At 43.3% G+C, this 16,162-nt stretch carries 14 protein-coding genes; 13 read left to right on the top strand and 1 reads right to left on the bottom strand.

Annotated elements, in window-relative coordinates:
* Positions 1-202 precede the first annotated feature (202 nt).
* Positions 203-1,666 (bottom strand): peptide MFS transporter, encoded by a 1,464-nt coding sequence (locus FNC98_RS10885; RefSeq protein WP_143581264.1) that lies wholly within the window; start codon positions 1,664-1,666, stop codon positions 203-205.
* 757 nt (positions 1,667-2,423) lie between these two features.
* Between FNC98_RS10885 and wecA the strand changes: the two genes are divergently transcribed.
* The 13 genes from wecA to FNC98_RS10820 all read left to right on the top strand — a co-directional run bounded on the left by wecA (position 2,424) and on the right by FNC98_RS10820 (position 16,137).
* The gene (gene wecA, locus FNC98_RS10880; RefSeq protein ID WP_143581263.1) at positions 2,424-3,515 is read left to right on the top strand and encodes a UDP-N-acetylglucosamine--undecaprenyl-phosphate N-acetylglucosaminephosphotransferase; all 1,092 of its coding nucleotides are present in this window, start codon (positions 2,424-2,426) and stop codon (positions 3,513-3,515) included.
* A gap of 414 nt (positions 3,516-3,929) precedes the next feature.
* Positions 3,930-4,931, top strand: a complete 1,002-nt coding sequence (locus tag FNC98_RS10875) for a polysaccharide biosynthesis/export family protein (protein WP_185967942.1) — start codon at positions 3,930-3,932, stop codon at positions 4,929-4,931.
* The gene (locus FNC98_RS10870) at positions 4,924-5,709 is read left to right on the top strand and encodes an ABC transporter permease (RefSeq protein ID WP_143581261.1); all 786 of its coding nucleotides are present in this window, start codon (positions 4,924-4,926) and stop codon (positions 5,707-5,709) included. Before FNC98_RS10875 ends, FNC98_RS10870 begins: the two co-directional genes overlap by 8 nt.
* Positions 5,706-6,359: an ABC transporter ATP-binding protein gene (locus FNC98_RS10865; protein WP_143581260.1), complete on the top strand. Its 654-nt coding sequence runs from the start codon at positions 5,706-5,708 to the stop codon at positions 6,357-6,359. Before FNC98_RS10870 ends, FNC98_RS10865 begins: the two co-directional genes overlap by 4 nt.
* Positions 6,359-7,789, top strand: coding sequence for a hypothetical protein (locus FNC98_RS10860; protein WP_143581259.1), 1,431 nt, complete (start codon positions 6,359-6,361; stop codon positions 7,787-7,789). Before FNC98_RS10865 ends, FNC98_RS10860 begins: the two co-directional genes overlap by 1 nt.
* Positions 7,790-7,890: 101 nt before the next feature.
* Complete coding sequence (locus tag FNC98_RS10855) at positions 7,891-9,039, top strand: hypothetical protein (RefSeq protein WP_143581258.1); 1,149 nt, start codon at positions 7,891-7,893, stop codon at positions 9,037-9,039.
* On the top strand, positions 9,039-9,818 hold the full coding sequence (locus FNC98_RS10850; protein WP_143581257.1) for a hypothetical protein: 780 nt from the start codon (positions 9,039-9,041) through the stop codon (positions 9,816-9,818). The genes FNC98_RS10855 and FNC98_RS10850 overlap by 1 nt, the downstream gene beginning before the upstream one ends.
* 11 nt (positions 9,819-9,829) lie before the next feature.
* A complete protein-coding gene (locus tag FNC98_RS10845; protein WP_143581256.1) occupies positions 9,830-10,852 on the top strand; it encodes a glycosyltransferase family 2 protein in 1,023 nt (340 codons plus the stop codon).
* Positions 10,852-12,387 (top strand): beta-1,6-N-acetylglucosaminyltransferase, encoded by a 1,536-nt coding sequence (locus FNC98_RS10840; RefSeq protein ID WP_143581255.1) that lies wholly within the window; start codon positions 10,852-10,854, stop codon positions 12,385-12,387. The genes FNC98_RS10845 and FNC98_RS10840 overlap by 1 nt, the downstream gene beginning before the upstream one ends.
* Positions 12,388-12,424: 37 nt before the next feature.
* Positions 12,425-13,567, top strand: a complete 1,143-nt coding sequence (locus tag FNC98_RS10835; protein WP_143581254.1) for a glycosyltransferase family 2 protein — start codon at positions 12,425-12,427, stop codon at positions 13,565-13,567.
* Positions 13,560-14,501 (top strand): glycosyltransferase family 2 protein, encoded by a 942-nt coding sequence (locus FNC98_RS10830; RefSeq protein WP_143581253.1) that lies wholly within the window; start codon positions 13,560-13,562, stop codon positions 14,499-14,501. The genes FNC98_RS10835 and FNC98_RS10830 overlap by 8 nt, the downstream gene beginning before the upstream one ends.
* A gap of 11 nt (positions 14,502-14,512) precedes the next feature.
* Positions 14,513-15,322, top strand: coding sequence for a glycosyltransferase family A protein (locus FNC98_RS10825; protein WP_143581252.1), 810 nt, complete (start codon positions 14,513-14,515; stop codon positions 15,320-15,322).
* 86 nt (positions 15,323-15,408) lie between these two features.
* The gene (locus FNC98_RS10820) at positions 15,409-16,137 is read left to right on the top strand and encodes a glycosyltransferase (protein WP_260680347.1); all 729 of its coding nucleotides are present in this window, start codon (positions 15,409-15,411) and stop codon (positions 16,135-16,137) included.
* The last annotated feature ends 25 nt before the right edge of the window (positions 16,138-16,162 follow it).

Below are 16,162 nucleotides of genomic sequence, written 5' to 3'. Positions count from 1 at the left end.
CTTCCACCGTTACAGCGAGCATCAGCCCTCTTGGAAAGGGGTATGTAATTTGACGTGTTGAAAGCTAACGTTTGGGTAACGCCTTATCAGAAGGCGAGACGGGGGCTTAGTGAATAGAGTTAACAGTGATGGCTTTAAGGATCAATGGAACTCAATAAAAAAGGCAGCCGTAGCTGCCTTTTATCATCAGTAAACTGAACGACTATTCTCTATCGTCTGCAATTTTCAACTCTTCTTCCACTTTTTCAGTGAAAGATTGCGGTTGTGAGTCTTCCGCACCATGCATCCAATCAACCAACTTATCACTGATAAACCACAAGATAATACCCGCGACGAATGCCATGATAGCTACCCCGGCGAATGCTTGTAGTGGACCTGTTTCACCAACCATCTGGCCAACCCAGGCAGCAAGGTAGTTACCCACACCTGAGAAGAAGAACCACATACCCATCAATAGTGATGTGTATTTAAGTGGTGCTAGTTTTGTCACCATAGATAATCCAATTGGTGATAAACAAAGTTCACCCATAGTGTGGAAAAGGTAAGCCAGCACCAGCCAGATCACATGGGCTTTTGCGGTGTCAGAGCCACCAATTTGTAAAGCAGCCATCACCATTGAGATGAAGCCGAGTCCCAGGAAGAACATCCCCAGGGCGAATTTTCTTGGCGAATTTGGTTCCGCATCTCCCATCTTAAGCCAGGTAGCGGCGAAGATAGGGGCAAGTATGATTACGAAAATTGGGTTAACGGTTTGCAACCAGGAAGCTGGCATTTCCCAACCAAAGAACACAAGGTCAGTTTTGTATTTAGCAAACAGGTTCATCGAGCCCGCAGCTTGCTCAAAACCCAACCAGAAAATGATGGTAAAGAAGCTCATGATCAGAACAACTTTCACGCGGTCACGCTCTTCAGGTGTAAGTGGCTTTTTCGAAGCTTCAGTTGAACCTTTATTTTGTTTTGCAGATGGCTCGACACCAACGTTACCAAGATATTTGTTAGACAGGGCAAGTTGTAACAAAACACCAAGCAACATACCAACACCAGCGGTTAGGAAACCATATTGGTAATTGATTTTTTCACCAATGGTACCTACTACCAGATAACCAAGGATAGACCCTAAGTTGATGCCCATATAGAAAATGGTGAATGCCGCATCACGGCGCTTGTCGCCTTCATCATATAGGTCGCCAACCATGGTGGAAATATTTGGCTTGAAAAAACCATTACCGATGATCAGGAAAGTAAGGCCAATCCAGAGAAAGGTAACTTCCATACCTTCGATCATTGCGTGCGGTGTACCTAGCGCAAATTGGCCAAGCATCATACTGATACCACCGACAATGATAGATTTACGCTGACCCCAAACATTATCGGCCATCCAACCACCGATAACCGGCGTTACGTATACGAAGAAGGCGTATATACCGAGGATTCCAAGAGCTTTAGACTGGATTGCGGTATTGAATAACTTTTCCGCATTGTCCGCATTTGGATCGATACCAAAATACGCCATATCCCAGCCAAAACTGCTGGCAAAGGCTACGAGGTATAGAACAAAAATACCACGCATCCCATAGTAGCTCATACGTTCCCACATCTCTGTACCAAACAGAAGGAACAAGCCTTTCGGATGACCTAATAAGGTATCCGTTTTTACATTAGACATCAAAACTTCCTTAAATTGCTGAATACCAATTCCACTAAGTGTTTTCCCACTCAGTGAGAATTTAAAGGCTTTTAGGCAAGGCTTTGATGGCGGAGAATGGTCTCTCCATTGTCAAAATCAATAACGCAGTATAACGCCTTTAAAACTCACCCGTAGGGAGTTTATCAGAAGCCCATTTCCGGCCCTATATTTCATTAATATAGAATGGCTATATCAATGAAATCTATGTTGTAACTGAACCTCTGCCCTAACTCTGAGTTGCGCAAAAATTTAATGGAATTGCTATGAGTTTATTTTTTTGCCATTCGTTTATACCTATCGCCCCTGCTAAATGCAAGATGTTCTGTTTTTATGCAGTTTACTTGGACAATTATTCACCGTAAATTCAGCCCCAAGTATAGAGCCTTACTGGCATTGAGGCAGTGTAATTGCGTCAATAATCCTGCGGCTTAAATTCGTCTGGTTGTTTTGTGTATAAAGAAAAGTCTGCGTAATGTTGATAACACTATGTTTATTCGAGAGTTGATCGATAGGTTGCTAATCTGATTGCCGCTTTGCTTAGAAAAAAGTCAGGCAATTTTTTTCTAATTTGTGGTTTGTTGAATATACTGAAGCGAGTTATGCAAAAAATTTGTTCAGATGTTAGCGATAGATGGAGCTTGCTTGGAGCTAGTTTCTGTCCATTTTGAATCCATCGTTAATACCCGGTGAGTGATCAGGACGCAGTCATCAGGTTAAAGAAGTTTGAGCGACATTTATGCCTGAGTGGTTGACCGTTAGTTTTCAGGTCCTGACATCATTTATCATTGCATTCGCTGCAATCAAGGTGCTGAATCCTGTTGCACAGGATATCGGCTTGGTTGACAGACCCAGCGCCCGTAAACTTCATCAGGGTAACATTCCTCTTATCGGTGGTTTGTCGGTCTTCACTGCGGTACTCTTCGCGGCCGTGATTTGGTTACCCAATACTCAAGAGCTTCGTCTGTACCTGATAGCATCGGCGATGACGGTGTTTATTGGTGTGCTCGATGATAAATATGACTTGAGTGTCAGAATTCGCTTGGTGGGGCAGGTCATTATTGCCAGCCTGATGATTTACGGTGTCGGTGCTTATATTAGCAACCTGGGCGATCTATTTTATCTCGGCGATATCGATATTGGCTGGCTCGGCATTCCATTTACCTACTTCGTAATCATTGTTGCTATCAATGCTTTTAACATGATTGATGGTATTGATGGTTTGATTGGTGCACTCAGTATCAACACCTTTACTGCCATCGCCATTCTGTTTTTGCTATCTGATCAGAGTAACTATCTGAGTGTAGCGTTGATCATGGCAACCGCGCTGCTGCCTTTTTTACTATTCAATTTAAAACTCGGTCGACACATGCAGTCGAAAATTTTTATGGGCGACTCGGGGAGTATGTTTATTGGTTTGAGTGTCGTGTGGTTGCTGGCATGTGGTACTCAAGGAGATGATAAGGCATTTAGTCCGGCCACTGCGCTGTGGTTAACCGCGTTACCACTGATGGATATGCTTTCCATTGTCATTCGACGCTTAAGACAGGGGTTGTCACCACTAAAACCGGACCGTGACCATATCCATCATATATTGATGCGACTGGGTAATAGCCCCCGTAAAACGTTAGCTATCATTACCGCAGCAGCAGTCTTCATGTCGATGATAGGTATCGCTGGAGAATTTCTGCAAATACCTCAAAGTATTATGTTTGCTCTGTTTATCGCTATTTTTGCGGCTTATCACTGGGCCCTGACAGATACCCTGGTGTTAAAACAGTTTTTACGCGACCCGCAACAGGACAAACCTCAATATCATGAGGAAATTTAACTCGAATTATCACAGAGCGTATTGACCGTTGCTAGCGGAACTTTGTTCAATAGAAGCCATTTATTGTAAAGTTATTGAAATCAACAGCACGGTAAATAAAACCTTGCTCAAAAAATTTTGTCTGGAACCATTTTCACTTCAACCCGAAGTGTGAGGTACATAGAAGTATTTTAAATATCGCAAACAATTCGCTGCAAAATTGACTTCGAAAGATCAACACGCTCTAGATGAACTAAAATAGAAAGTTAACTTGATATAAAAATCATAATTTCTAATAGGTTAATGTTGGCGAGCTACCAAAAATACCAAATCAGCGGTCACCACTTCATTTACTTGCTCAAAGGTAGAGTCCTTTGCAGGCTGGGTAATCTCAGGCTGTTTATTGTTAACTCCCTATTTATTTTGTCTTTTACTATGCCATTTACGGTGCAGGGTTCGACAGTTTGGAATGGTGCGTCATCATCGCCTGCGGTGGTTACAGAATTGGCAACAGAGGATGAATTCAGAAACTATCGGCAACGCACTTTCATCAACAGTCCGAAATTATCTGATACCGAGTTAGTTTTACCTTTCGGATATACCTTATTTCATCGTCAAAATGAGATTGAATCAAACTCCGCCATTCAGGAGCAGTATATTCTTCGCAGAGGTGATGTAATCAGTATTTGGATATGGGGAGCATTCGAGTATCAGCAACAACATAAAGTCGATTCCCAGGGACAAATTTTTATTGAGCAATTAGGGCCGGTGAAGGTGGCAGGTGTTTCCGTGGCGGATCTGAGCGGTTACCTGAAAACAAAGCTGAGTAAAGTTTACCATCGTGGTGTCGAAATCTATGCAAACCTGCAATCCGTAGCACCAATACCCTTGTTGGTGAGCGGCTACGTTAATGCGCCAGGTCAATATTTAGGCTCCAGTGGCGATGGACTCTTGTATTACCTGAGCCGCGCCAGGGGTATCGATATTCGTCAGGGTAGCTTCAGAAACATCCAGATACAGCGTTCGGGTAAAGTCATCGCCAGTATTGATTTATATCCCTTCCTTAAAACCGGAACTTTGCCAGATATACCATTAAAAGATTTTGATGTGATTTTTGTGCCGCAATCAAAAATAAAAGTTACCGCAATATTGCCGGGCAAATTACCATTAACCTATGAATTGCTTCGCCAGCCCTATACAGGCGGCGAGTTGCTGTCCCTGCTTAACGTTCCAAAGTACATTGTGCAGGTAAAACTAACCACCCAATCGTCATCCGGTACCGTCGAGCAAACCTATTCGCTGGAAGAATTTAATACCTTGACCCTTAAAGATGGAGATAATGTCAGGCTTTCGTCGAAAATGCAGACCTCACTAAGTAAAGCTGCCGAGCCTGTAACGCCATCAACCCCTCTCATTGCGGAGCGCAACGATGGCTGAGGTTAAAACACGCAGCACCTACCAAATCTGGTTAGATGTTGTATTCGCCATTTTTATCCGCGAAATTCGCAGCAAATTTGATGATAAAGTGGGGATTAGCTGGGCGGTTATTCAGCCTGTGTCTTTTATCTTTATTCTGTCATTCATTCGTGGTCGGATGGATGGTGGATTGACCCATACTATGCCCACATTTATGTTCATGATGTATGGCATGTTAATGATTCAGTTATTCCTGTCGACGTTATCATCAACGGCAAATTCGATACATCGAAATAAAGCCTTATTTTCTTTTCGTCAGGTACAGCCCCTAAGTGCCGTTGTTGCCAATGCCCTATTTGAAATCCTCGTAAAAGCGGCAGTGATATTTGTGCTTTGGCTGGCGGTATATTTCTTAGGGATAGAAATGCGCCTCGACGACCCATTAACGGTATTGCTGATGTTATTCAATGTCTGGATGATCGCCACCAGTCTCGGATTAATCATGGCGCTGGCGAAAGAGTTCATCGTTGAAGTCGACAAAATTCGCAACCTGATAACGAGACCGATGTTTTTTATTTCCGGGGTGTTCTTCAGCCTCAAAGATATATCAGAACAATATTGGCCTTTCTTAAACTGGAACCCATTATTGCACTGTATTGAATTATCCCGCCAGGCGGCATACACAGGTTATCAGGCAGAAGGGGTTTCCCTAACCTACGTAAACTTAACGACCCTGATATTGGTGTTTTCCGCACTTATTTTCTATCAACTCAGTTGGCGACAGGTGGTAAGCCGATGATTGAATTAGCCAACGTCAGTAAATATTACCCATCGAAGCTGGGGCGTCAGTATGTGTTTAATAATCTCAGCTTTACCATACCTGGGGGTCATAACATTGCATTACTGGGCAAAAATGGTGCCGGTAAATCTACGTTATTTCGCCTGTTGGCGGGAAGCGAGTACCCAAACCAGGGGCTGATCAGAACCTCTTATAATATTTCCTGGCCCGTAGCTTTAGCAACTGGCGTGCATCCGAAGATGACAGGACGTGAGAACACAAGGTTTATTGGTCGGGTTAATGGCGTTGAGGATTTACAGCGTTACGAAGAAAAAGTGAAGCGATTTGCTGAGCTTAGGCAAAAGTATGATCTACCGGTCAGAACTTACTCTTCAGGGATGCGCTCGCGCCTGGCTTTTGCCTGTTGTATCGCCATTGATTTTGATATTTACCTGATAGATGAAGCCATATCGGTTGGCGATCCAAAATTTCGGCGAAAAACCAAAGAGGCGTTATTACACAAGAGCAAAACGTCCAACGTCATCATGGTAAGTCACGAGTTAGAAGACGTCAGACTATTTTGTGATAGTGCAATATTGATCCATCAAGGCAAACTCAGTTTCTATAATGATCTTGAACAAGCCATTGATATTTATGAGGCGAATTACTAATGAGCCAAGAAGATATTGACAAATTAGAAGAGCGATTCAATGAGCTGGAAGCAAGTTGCTCTGAAGAGGAGTGGCAAGATGCGGATTTTCTGCGCGAGAAAGCCCTGGAGCTTGAAGAAAGCGACCTTGAACTTGCTTATCGGATCATGCAACGAGCTCATAATATTCGTCCCAGTGGTTGGCTCATAAAGTCCAAGTTGAAAGAATACCGAGAAGGTCTGTTGGAAGCGGGCTCGCCGATATTGATTTTATCCTCAGATGCATTGACCGCGAGTGATGAATTTGAGAGTTCTCTTGAAGAGCCGGTTTCCAGGGAACCGATGACCTTATATCAACGACTGAATTATTTTCTAAAACAGCCAATTACAGTATTTGTTGTTTTACCCTGGATTTTGATCGCCGTTTATTTTCTAGCCTGGGCTAGTCCAAGATTCGAGAGCCATGCTCAGGTAATTATCAGAAAACCGAATGTGCAAAGTGGCGAAGAGGGATCTTCGCCTTTGTTGGGTAATCGTCCGGGAAGCGCAGCTTCAGATACCCAACTTATCAGCGCATTTATTCTCTCCCGTGACATGTTAAACCATTTACAAAGTGAATTATCTCTATTTGAGCATTACACCTCAGATAAACGAGATGCAATTTCCAGACTTTCCTCAAGTGCCAGTAATGATGAGTTTCTTGCTTACTATCAAGGCCACATCGTTGTTGACGTGGATGAAACTTCATCGGTAGTCAGTATAAAAACCCAGGCATATAGCGGCGCTTATGCACAACATCTCAACCAGAAAATTATCGCTAAATCAGAGGATTACATTAATAGCATTGGTCAGTCCCTTGCCCGGAAACGGCTGACTTTTATTGAAGCGGAGCATCGACTAATTGAAGATAGATTGCGCAAGGCAAAAACCGATTTACTCAGGTTTCAGCAAAAATATCGGTTATTCGACCCACAGCAGGAAGCCCAGGCGGTACAGCAGATCTCTTTCAAGTTGGAAGAAGTGTTATCAGACAAGAAAACACAACTGTTAGCACTGCAGGAATATATGCAGGACTCTTCTCCGAAAATTCGCTCGTTGCAGCGAGAAATCAGCGCTTTAGAAAAACAATTAATGACAGAGAAGCAACGATTAATCTCGCAAAAAGGGCAACAGGATATTTCCTTCGGGGAGGTATTGGCACGATATTCAGCGTTTCAGATCAAAGTTGATTTGGCCATGCAGGCCTATACTTCTTCGCTGGTGTCTCTAGAAAGATCACGGATAGAAGCGTATCGGCAATTGCAATATATGGTCGTTGTTGAAAGTCCAACATTGCCGGAAGATAACAGTTATCCCAATAAACTTTATAATTTATCACTCTCTGCGGTGGTACTTATCATGTTGTTTGGTATAGGAAAAATTTTAATTGCTACGGTTAGGGAACTGGCGTAGCGGGTTCAGTTAAGCGAACAAGCGGATTTTTGCTAAGCTGATTAATATGGTGTGCCGATCGGGTATTACGGCCTGAACAAAAGTTTTGGTATAGCAGCTCGATGATAAATACCTTATACATTCATGCGGGATCCCATAAAACGGGATCCACGTCGATTCAACGTTTCCTCCGTATCAATCAGGATGCCCTTCACGATGATGGCATTGCCGTACCTGGATTAAAAGGGGTACTTAAGCCCACCGCCGATTTAACTGACTATGGTCTGTTTCCTAAAGCTTTTGAAAGCCTGTCCAGAGTTCGACAACCCATCGCCGTCATTTCAAGAGAAAACTTTTCCTGGGTCGATAGCATCGAAAAGCTGATGGAGCTACGCGATGTGTTATATAAACACGCCCATAAAGTGAAAGTGATCTTTTATCTGCGTCGACAGGACAGTCTGGCAATTTCGCAGAAACAGGAAGGCACCAAATGGTTTGATTGTTCGGTTGCTTATGGTCATGAACCAACCGCCTTGCCAAGCGAACTATCAGAGGTTGCAAGAAGGTACCTGGATTTCGAAGCAAAGATTTCCATGTGGGCAAAAGTTTTCGCCAAAGACAATATGATCATAAGGGTATTTGAGCCGCAGCATCTTGTCGAATGTGACGTCGTTAAAGACTTTTGCCATGTCTTAGGCTTAGAACCCGATTATTACCAGTTCCCGGAAAAAGCCAATGAATCATTAGGACGCATAAGCCAGTTATTTTTACATCAAAGTCACCCAGAATTTAAAGATGGTTCGATTGAGCGGCATCGATTAATCAGAGCGATTCGCGACTTTGATAGACGACAGGGAAGCGACGATAAGTTACTCCCTGACCGTCAACAGGCGCAAGATTTTTACCAGCAGTTCAAGGCGGCTAATAGGCGCTTGAATCAGGATTACAACCTTACCGACTCCGAACATTTATTCAACGATGACTTTTCCCAGTATCCTGATATTGGTAATGGCCGTGATTTGACATTAAGTGAAGTTAACCATGTCTACGCGGATTTATTTGCCGATTTTAGCTTTGTCGAACCTGATGAAGATCAGCAATGGAAACGTAAACAAAGCGCTCAGTTGCGTGATATCGCATTGAGTCTGCCGGTTGATTGCCGCGATCAAAAAATCCAGCTTCTGACTCTGGCGTTACAGTTAAATCCAAATGGTCATTTTATTCGTCAGCAATTATCTCAGCTCACAGCACAGACAATGGTGGAACAATAATGTTTTCAAATCTATTCAAACCCCAAATTGTTCAATGTGATGAAATTGAGCTTTTTGTGATTTTCGGTGCGATGCGTTCGGGGTCGAACTTATTGCAGGAAAAACTCAATTATTTTGATGATTTGTTGTGTTTAGGCGAGTTATACAACCCATCATTTGTCGGTGTTGACCGACCACATATTAATAAGTTCTCGTATGCCGGTTATGGGCGCAATGATCCAGATTCAAGAAAAAAGCGACAGCAGGACCCATTCTTGCTGATTCAGAAAGTGCAGGAACAGGCAAAGAAAGAAGGAAAAATTCCTGGATTTCGCTTGTTCGATGGTCATAACAAAGATGTGCGGCGGGTTTTACTCAACAATCCGAGGGTGCGAAAAGTCTTGCTGCAAAGAAACTTGGTAGATTCGTTTATTTCTCTGGAGCTTGCCAGGGAGTCGGGACAATGGGTAAAGCGTGATGAAAAGGCGCCTAAAGTTACCCAGGTACATTTTGATATTGATGAGTTTGAGCAATATGTTGCCAAAACACAGCGCTATTTTAGTGCCGTCAAACAGCGCTTAGATGAAACCAATCAACCTTATAAATTGATTGATTATCAGGACGTTTTGGATGATCAGAGTGTCGAGGATATTGCCCGGTTTGTCGGCTCGAAGCAGTCCATGCAACAACAACAGACAACGCTACGAAAACAAAACAAGGGCAGTATCGAGGACAAGGTCATCAATTTTGACCAGGTAAAGGATTATTTAAACAGCTTTAATAAATCCGCACTCGGTTAACAGGAGAGTCCATGCATCCTTTGCTGAATCAGTTATTGCGCCCCTGGCGTATGGTAAAACATGGTAGCCAACTGCTTTATTACTCAGTGATCGCCAGTCGGTTTTCGAGACAACTGGAGCTGGTTCAGGATAATACCGGAAACATAAAAAGCCAGGATATTTTGCTGTTTTGCACACTTCGCAATGAAGCGCACCGGATGGAATATTTCCTCGAATACTACCGGAACCTGGGTATCAATCATTTTATCTTTGTTGATAACGACTCAGATGATGGTTTTCGTTATTGGATTAAAGATCAATCCGATGTCAGTGTTTTTTTCACTCGCCACTCCTATAAAGACTCAAACTTTGGCATGCATTGGTTAAATTATCTGTTGCGCAGGTACGGCTCTGACCATTGGTGCATGACCTGCGATCCCGATGAATTCCTGGTATACCCCAAAATCGAAGACTTAAGCCTGCGGCAATTGTGTCAGTACCTTGATCAAACGCATCGCCCAAGTCTCTATACCAATATGATTGATATGTATGGCAAAGGCGCTCTCAAAGAATGTATTTACAAACCCGGTACCGATCCGTTGAGCAGTCACCCATATTTTGATCGCTGCGGTTATTTTTACCATGAAAATAAGGCCTACACCTCGTTATGGGTTCAGGGCGGTGTGCGCTTACGTACCCTGTTTAAAGAAAACCCGGTGCAGGCGCCAGCGCTCAATAAGACACCTTTGATTAAATGGCGATGGTATTACGCGTATGTTTCTTCAATGCATATGGCAATCCCACGAAAACTCAATAAAGGTTATCAGCAGGGGGTTACCGGAGCCTTGTTGCACTTTAAATTCATTGCCGATTTTGAAGAAAAAATCGTCGAAGAAATAGAGCGTCAGGAGCACTACGGTGATTCTCTTGAATACCATAAGTACCAGGATTTCCTGAAAAGCTCGATGCATTATGAACCACAAATGTCAGTGAAGTATCAAGGCTGGCAACAGTTGCAGCAGTTGGGGTTGTTAGTTAACCAGGAGTTAATTTAATGCGCCTGGCCTACGCAATACTCGCTCATGAACCGTTCGCGCAAATAAAACCTTTGCTCGAATGTCTGACGGCGAACGGCGATATCATCGTGTTACATTATGATAAGGCCACCGAGCACTGTCACGATATAGAGCTTATCACTCGCCACTTTCCTGAAATTATCATTGCCGATCGCGTCGAGGTGGAGTGGGGCGAATCATCCATCGTTATCGCCACCCTAAATTGCTTAAAAGCTTTGGCGAAAAGTGAAAAGTATCCAGATTATCTGACCTTATTAAGCGGAAGTTGTTTCCCGGTAAAACCCAGTCAAGCATTAAAGGTGTTCCTCGAGAAATCGCCAGAAACTCAGTACATAGAAGCCGTTAATGTCGAACATCACCGCTGGATCACTGAAGGCATTCAACAGCAACGTTGGCAACTGCCACACTATGTTAACTGGCGCAAACATCCGAAGTTATTCTCGTTGTCGATAAAAGTACTGTCATTGTTCGGGGTAAAGCGGCGATTCCCGATAAACTTTCCGGTTCATATGGGATCTCAATGGTGGACGTTAAGTTGGGGAATGATCGAGAAAATTCTTAAGCTGTGTGAACAGAAACCGCAATTGGTCGAGTTTTTAAATCATACCTGGATACCGGATGAATTTTTCTTTCAGACCCTGGTTGCCTATCTTATCGATGATAAATCGCATATCAAACCGCCATTAATGAACTACCAGTTCAATTGCAAAGGGATCCCCAAGATATTTTCTTTCAGTGATATTAATACGTTGAATTCGCTACCAGAAAATAAATTTTTTAGCCGTAAAATCCAAACCAATGACAGTAAATTTGTCTCACTATTGAGCCGTGTATACTTAAATGATACGAAACTTCCTGCGGAGGTAAAAATAATCAATAAGTCGAACTTACCGGATAATCTCAGGTGGTATAAACGCAGTCGCTTGTTTAGCGAGAATCTTGACGATTTGCCGGTTCCTTGTTCAATCATTATCTGGCATGCGGGAAACCCGCGGTGTGCGCAAACGTTGGCCGGTGAGATAAAAGCTAATTTTCCCGGATCCGGGGTGTACGGCAATGTGTTCGCCCCCGACAGCATTGATTATGGCACCGAAGCACCTCTTTTGGGTTACCAGATCGGGGACACACGTTTGCGAGACTATGATCGAATGGAATTCATCCAGCAGCTGTGTCTGAAGCACCCTCTGGGGGTGGTGTTCTTTTACCGGTTTAGTCCTCAGGATGAACTGTTAAAGATGCTTAGTAGCGCTCGGCAGGTGCAAATGCTGGAGGTGTTCGACATGGCGCAATGTGATGTCTCAGATCTGAATTTATTGATGGCTGAACAAGAGGAAAGCCGCTGGAAAAACAAAAAGGTACCGCAATTTGCCATTAATGATACCGCGCAATTGCTGGATGCAATATCGGTGCATCAGCATAACTCGCCGTTTCATCAAACACTGTCAGACAATAATTCAACAGGCGAATTAATCAGTAACTCGCCAATTGATGGCAATGTAAAACAATCACCCTGAAAAACATCATGTTATTGCGCTGAGGATTGATAACCCAATGCTTACACAGTTAAAAAGCTGGTTGTATGCTCCGGTTGTGTTGGTAGAGCAAATACGAGCTCGAAAAGCCGCCTCAGAGCACTATCAGCAATTAGACCTGGTTCAGGACAATCTTGATGCAATCGAGAAAAACGATATTCTCCTGTTTGCAACATTATTCAACGAAGCACACTTATTACCCTCGTTTCTAAAACACTATCGAAGCCTGGGTGTTAATCATTTTATTTTTATTGACAATAACTCCAGCGATCAGGGAACGGCGTTGGTGACTATGGATAACGATGTTAGTGTTTTTCATACAAAAGCCAGTTACAAGCAGGCAAATTTTGGTATGCATTGGGTTAACGGCTTGTTGCAGCACTACGGCTGCGAACACTGGTGCCTGACTTGCGATTTAGATGAACACCTGATTATCGGCGAACAAAGGGGAGGAGATGATTCATTTGAAAAACAAATCAGCCCTCTTGAAAGTCTCTGTAAGCGATTGGAGACTGAGCCACAAAAGGCGCTTTACGCCATGATGTTGGATATGTACCCTCGTCAATCCGACAATAATTTTGAAGGAAAAAAATATCCCCCAGAAAACGACCTTAAGGTAACGACTCCCTACTTTGATAAGTCTGGCTATCAATATCGCTTCAATAACAAGTATTTATCTCAGATGATAAGAGGAGGGGTTCGCCAACGCCTTTTTTATTCTGAACAACCCAACCAGGCTCCTGCATTACAGAAAATCCCCTTAGTGAAATGGCAATCCAGCTATGCTTACCTTTCTTCAATGCATACCTTAAGTCCACGACGTTTAAATCTGTGTTACCAGCAAAATGAAACCGCGGCTTTACTGCATTACAAATTTGCGCCGGGATTTGAGGTAAAAGTGCAACAGGAAGAAACCAGGCGTCAGCACTATGATAATTCCAGTGAATATAACCGTTATCAGCAAATGCAAAATCCTCAGGTATTGTTTGATGATGCGATTTCTCTATCCTTTAGTGGTGCGGAGCAACTTATCGGGCTTGGCCTGATTAAATCCCGGAACGATAGTTATCAGGGCAGTGACTTTAAGGAAAACCCAAGTGCTGGCAAGGATGCGGTAATAAAAACCGAAAACACCAAGACAAAGGTGATGAGGAATGGCTGACGTGGGATCTGCTTTTGAAAAATCACCGAAAATAAGCGTCGTGATGCCGGTATTTAATGGTGGGAAGTTTTTATCTGAAGCGGTTAATAGCGTTTTACAGCAATCCTATCGAGATTTTGAATTGCTGATAATTAATGACGGCTCAACGGATAGCAGTGCCAGGATTCTATCGGACTTTGCCAGCAAAGATAGTCGGGTAACAGTATTCAACCGCGAAAATCATGGCTTGATCGCTACCCTAAATTTTGCCATTGCACGGTGTAACGGAGAGTTTGTTGCCCGCATGGATGCAGATGATGTTTGCGAACCTGAGCGGTTAGCCAGACAAGTTGAGTTTTTTTCGAAGAACCCAAACGTGGCAGTTCTGGGAACCGGTTACTCTTACATTAACCAGGATGGAGATACCCAGGGTCATAGAAATATCCAGACTGATGATAGTAATATTCGCGCCGCTTTTTTCTTTGGTAACCCATTGGCACACCCTTCAATTATGTTCAATCTACAACAAATGCCCCCTGGCTGGCAGTACGATAATGCCTTTGAAGGTGCTGAAGATCTTGCCCTTTGGCTTGCATTAAGTTCACAGGTTAAATTTGCAAACCTTGCCGAGCCTTTGCTGGCATATCGCTTAACTGGTCAGTCGCTGTCAGACAAGAAAAGCCGGTTGCAGCGGCAAAGTGCCTGCAACGCTATCTATCTTCATAGTTACCTTAAAAAATACAAGTCTGGTATGCGGATCTGCGATGCCATTTACAATCGACGTGGCGGGCTTGCCGATTATCCAAAGTTTGTCTGGGGTTGTATACAACTAAATATCACCAATATGTTTGGCGGCGATACTCCGGCTTTGGCGTTATTAAAACGAACCCTGATAGCCCAGGTAACTTTCTTTAAATCGCCGCTAAGGCAACAACAGACAACAACCGGTATTTAAGGAAGGCCATCTTGAATAACCTTGTGCAGCAACAGCCGATATTAACCCTTGGTTTTTCAACCATGAAAGGGCGGAGTCAGGACATGATTGCACTTTTGCTCGAATTGGGGACGTTCGAACAGATAGAAATACTTGTCGTTATGCAAGGAGGAGAAGAGCCGCTTCCTCCTGCTCTTAACCACGTTAAGCTGATTGTTGATACAAAAATGGGAATTAGCCACAGCCGCAACCAAGTGATTACCAATAGCGCTGGATGCTTTATCTGGTTCTTAGATGATGATGTTTGGTTAGATAGAAACGACATTGAAAATTTACTGGCTAAGTTGTGTAAACCAGATTGCCCAGAAGTGTTGCGGGTGCAAATTGGTTGTATTGAAAACCATAGCAAGCGTTACAAAGCGTACGGCAACAATCATCAGTTGAGTCGATTGCAGCTGCTGCAGGTGAGCTCGATTGAGGTCATCGTCAATCGTGCTTTCATTTTAAAATATCAGATCAGATTTAATGAAAATTTTGGTTTAGGTACGGCGCTGCCGGCGACCGAGGAAGTCAATTTCTTACTCGATATCTACAGATACCAGGGGGTGGTGGTTAATCTCCCGAAAGTGTTTGTTTACCATAGTTGCTGCGAACAGGGCAGAATACTGGCAAACGAGGGGATCTTTCTGGCTCGTGGCGCTACGGCATCAAGGTTTGGCACCCTGGGATTGGCAATCATCTTTCGTTGGGCATGTCGTTATTTCATAAGATATAGGCAATTAAGTTATGTGAAGAGCCTGATCCAGGGCTATTATCAAGGGTACAGTGCGTTTACGGATTAATTCAAAAGGCGATAGCGGAAGTTGCTTAATGATAGGTTAATGAAGTTATCGAGATGGCCGAGAAATTTGATAAAGTTTCCATTATAATGTCGACCTTTAATTCACTGGCTTATGTTGGTGAGGCGATAGAAAGTGTGTTGTCACAGTCATACCCAAATTGGGAGCTGTTGATAACCGATGATGCGTCTACGGATAATACCTGGCAGTTGCTTTCGTTTTATGAGCAACGTTATAACAACATCCACATATTTAAAAATGAAAAAAACCTCGGAGCGGCGCGTTCTCGTAATTACGGTATAGAACGGGCGACGGGTCGATATCTGGCATTTTTGGATGCCGATGATAGCTGGCAAGCCAATAAGCTCTCTGAGCAGGTATCGTTTATGAAACGAAATCAGGTACCTGTGTCATGTACCAGTTATCAGGTGGTTGATGAACAAGGTAAAAACTTAGGCTTAGTTGACCGTTTACCACAGGGCGCGATTAGTTACGATGACCTGTTAAAAAAACGGGTAACGTTTGGTTGCTCTACCGTTATTGTTGATAAGAACAGAACGGGATATTTTATGATGCCAGACTTACGCACTGGCCAGGATTATGCAACCTGGTTAGGTATATTGAGACGGGTAGGGTATGCGCAACATTACCCTCAGCCATTGACCAATTACCGAATTACTCCTGGCTCTATTTCGCGTAATAAAGTGCGTAAAGCACAGCGTCAATGGCAAATTTATCGCCAACAGGAAAAGCTGGGGCTGGCGCGTTCAATGATTTGTTTTATCAATTATGCCTACCGGGCAACGTTTCGAAGATAACCGATACGTAGATTTAAAAGTTAAA

Origin of the sequence: Thalassotalea sp. PS06 (genome assembly GCF_007197775.1) — a bacterium.
In the GTDB taxonomy this organism is placed as follows: domain Bacteria; phylum Pseudomonadota; class Gammaproteobacteria; order Enterobacterales; family Alteromonadaceae; genus Thalassotalea_A.
Note: the sequence above shows the minus strand (reverse complement) of the source record. Positions and strands in the feature narration are given on the sequence as shown.

Coding starts and splice junctions, on each gene's coding strand:
- FNC98_RS10885 (WP_143581264.1), bottom strand. CDS start 1,666: ATGTCTAATGTAAAAACGGATACCTTATTAGGTCATCCGAAAGGCTTG.
- wecA (WP_143581263.1), top strand. CDS start 2,424: ATGCCTGAGTGGTTGACCGTTAGTTTTCAGGTCCTGACATCATTTATC.
- FNC98_RS10875 (WP_185967942.1), top strand. CDS start 3,930: ATGCCATTTACGGTGCAGGGTTCGACAGTTTGGAATGGTGCGTCATCA.
- FNC98_RS10870 (WP_143581261.1), top strand. CDS start 4,924: ATGGCTGAGGTTAAAACACGCAGCACCTACCAAATCTGGTTAGATGTT.
- FNC98_RS10865 (WP_143581260.1), top strand. CDS start 5,706: ATGATTGAATTAGCCAACGTCAGTAAATATTACCCATCGAAGCTGGGG.
- FNC98_RS10860 (WP_143581259.1), top strand. CDS start 6,359: ATGAGCCAAGAAGATATTGACAAATTAGAAGAGCGATTCAATGAGCTG.
- FNC98_RS10855 (WP_143581258.1), top strand. CDS start 7,891: ATGATAAATACCTTATACATTCATGCGGGATCCCATAAAACGGGATCC.
- FNC98_RS10850 (WP_143581257.1), top strand. CDS start 9,039: ATGTTTTCAAATCTATTCAAACCCCAAATTGTTCAATGTGATGAAATT.
- FNC98_RS10845 (WP_143581256.1), top strand. CDS start 9,830: ATGCATCCTTTGCTGAATCAGTTATTGCGCCCCTGGCGTATGGTAAAA.
- FNC98_RS10840 (WP_143581255.1), top strand. CDS start 10,852: ATGCGCCTGGCCTACGCAATACTCGCTCATGAACCGTTCGCGCAAATA.
- FNC98_RS10835 (WP_143581254.1), top strand. CDS start 12,425: ATGCTTACACAGTTAAAAAGCTGGTTGTATGCTCCGGTTGTGTTGGTA.
- FNC98_RS10830 (WP_143581253.1), top strand. CDS start 13,560: ATGGCTGACGTGGGATCTGCTTTTGAAAAATCACCGAAAATAAGCGTC.
- FNC98_RS10820 (WP_260680347.1), top strand. CDS start 15,409: ATGTCGACCTTTAATTCACTGGCTTATGTTGGTGAGGCGATAGAAAGT.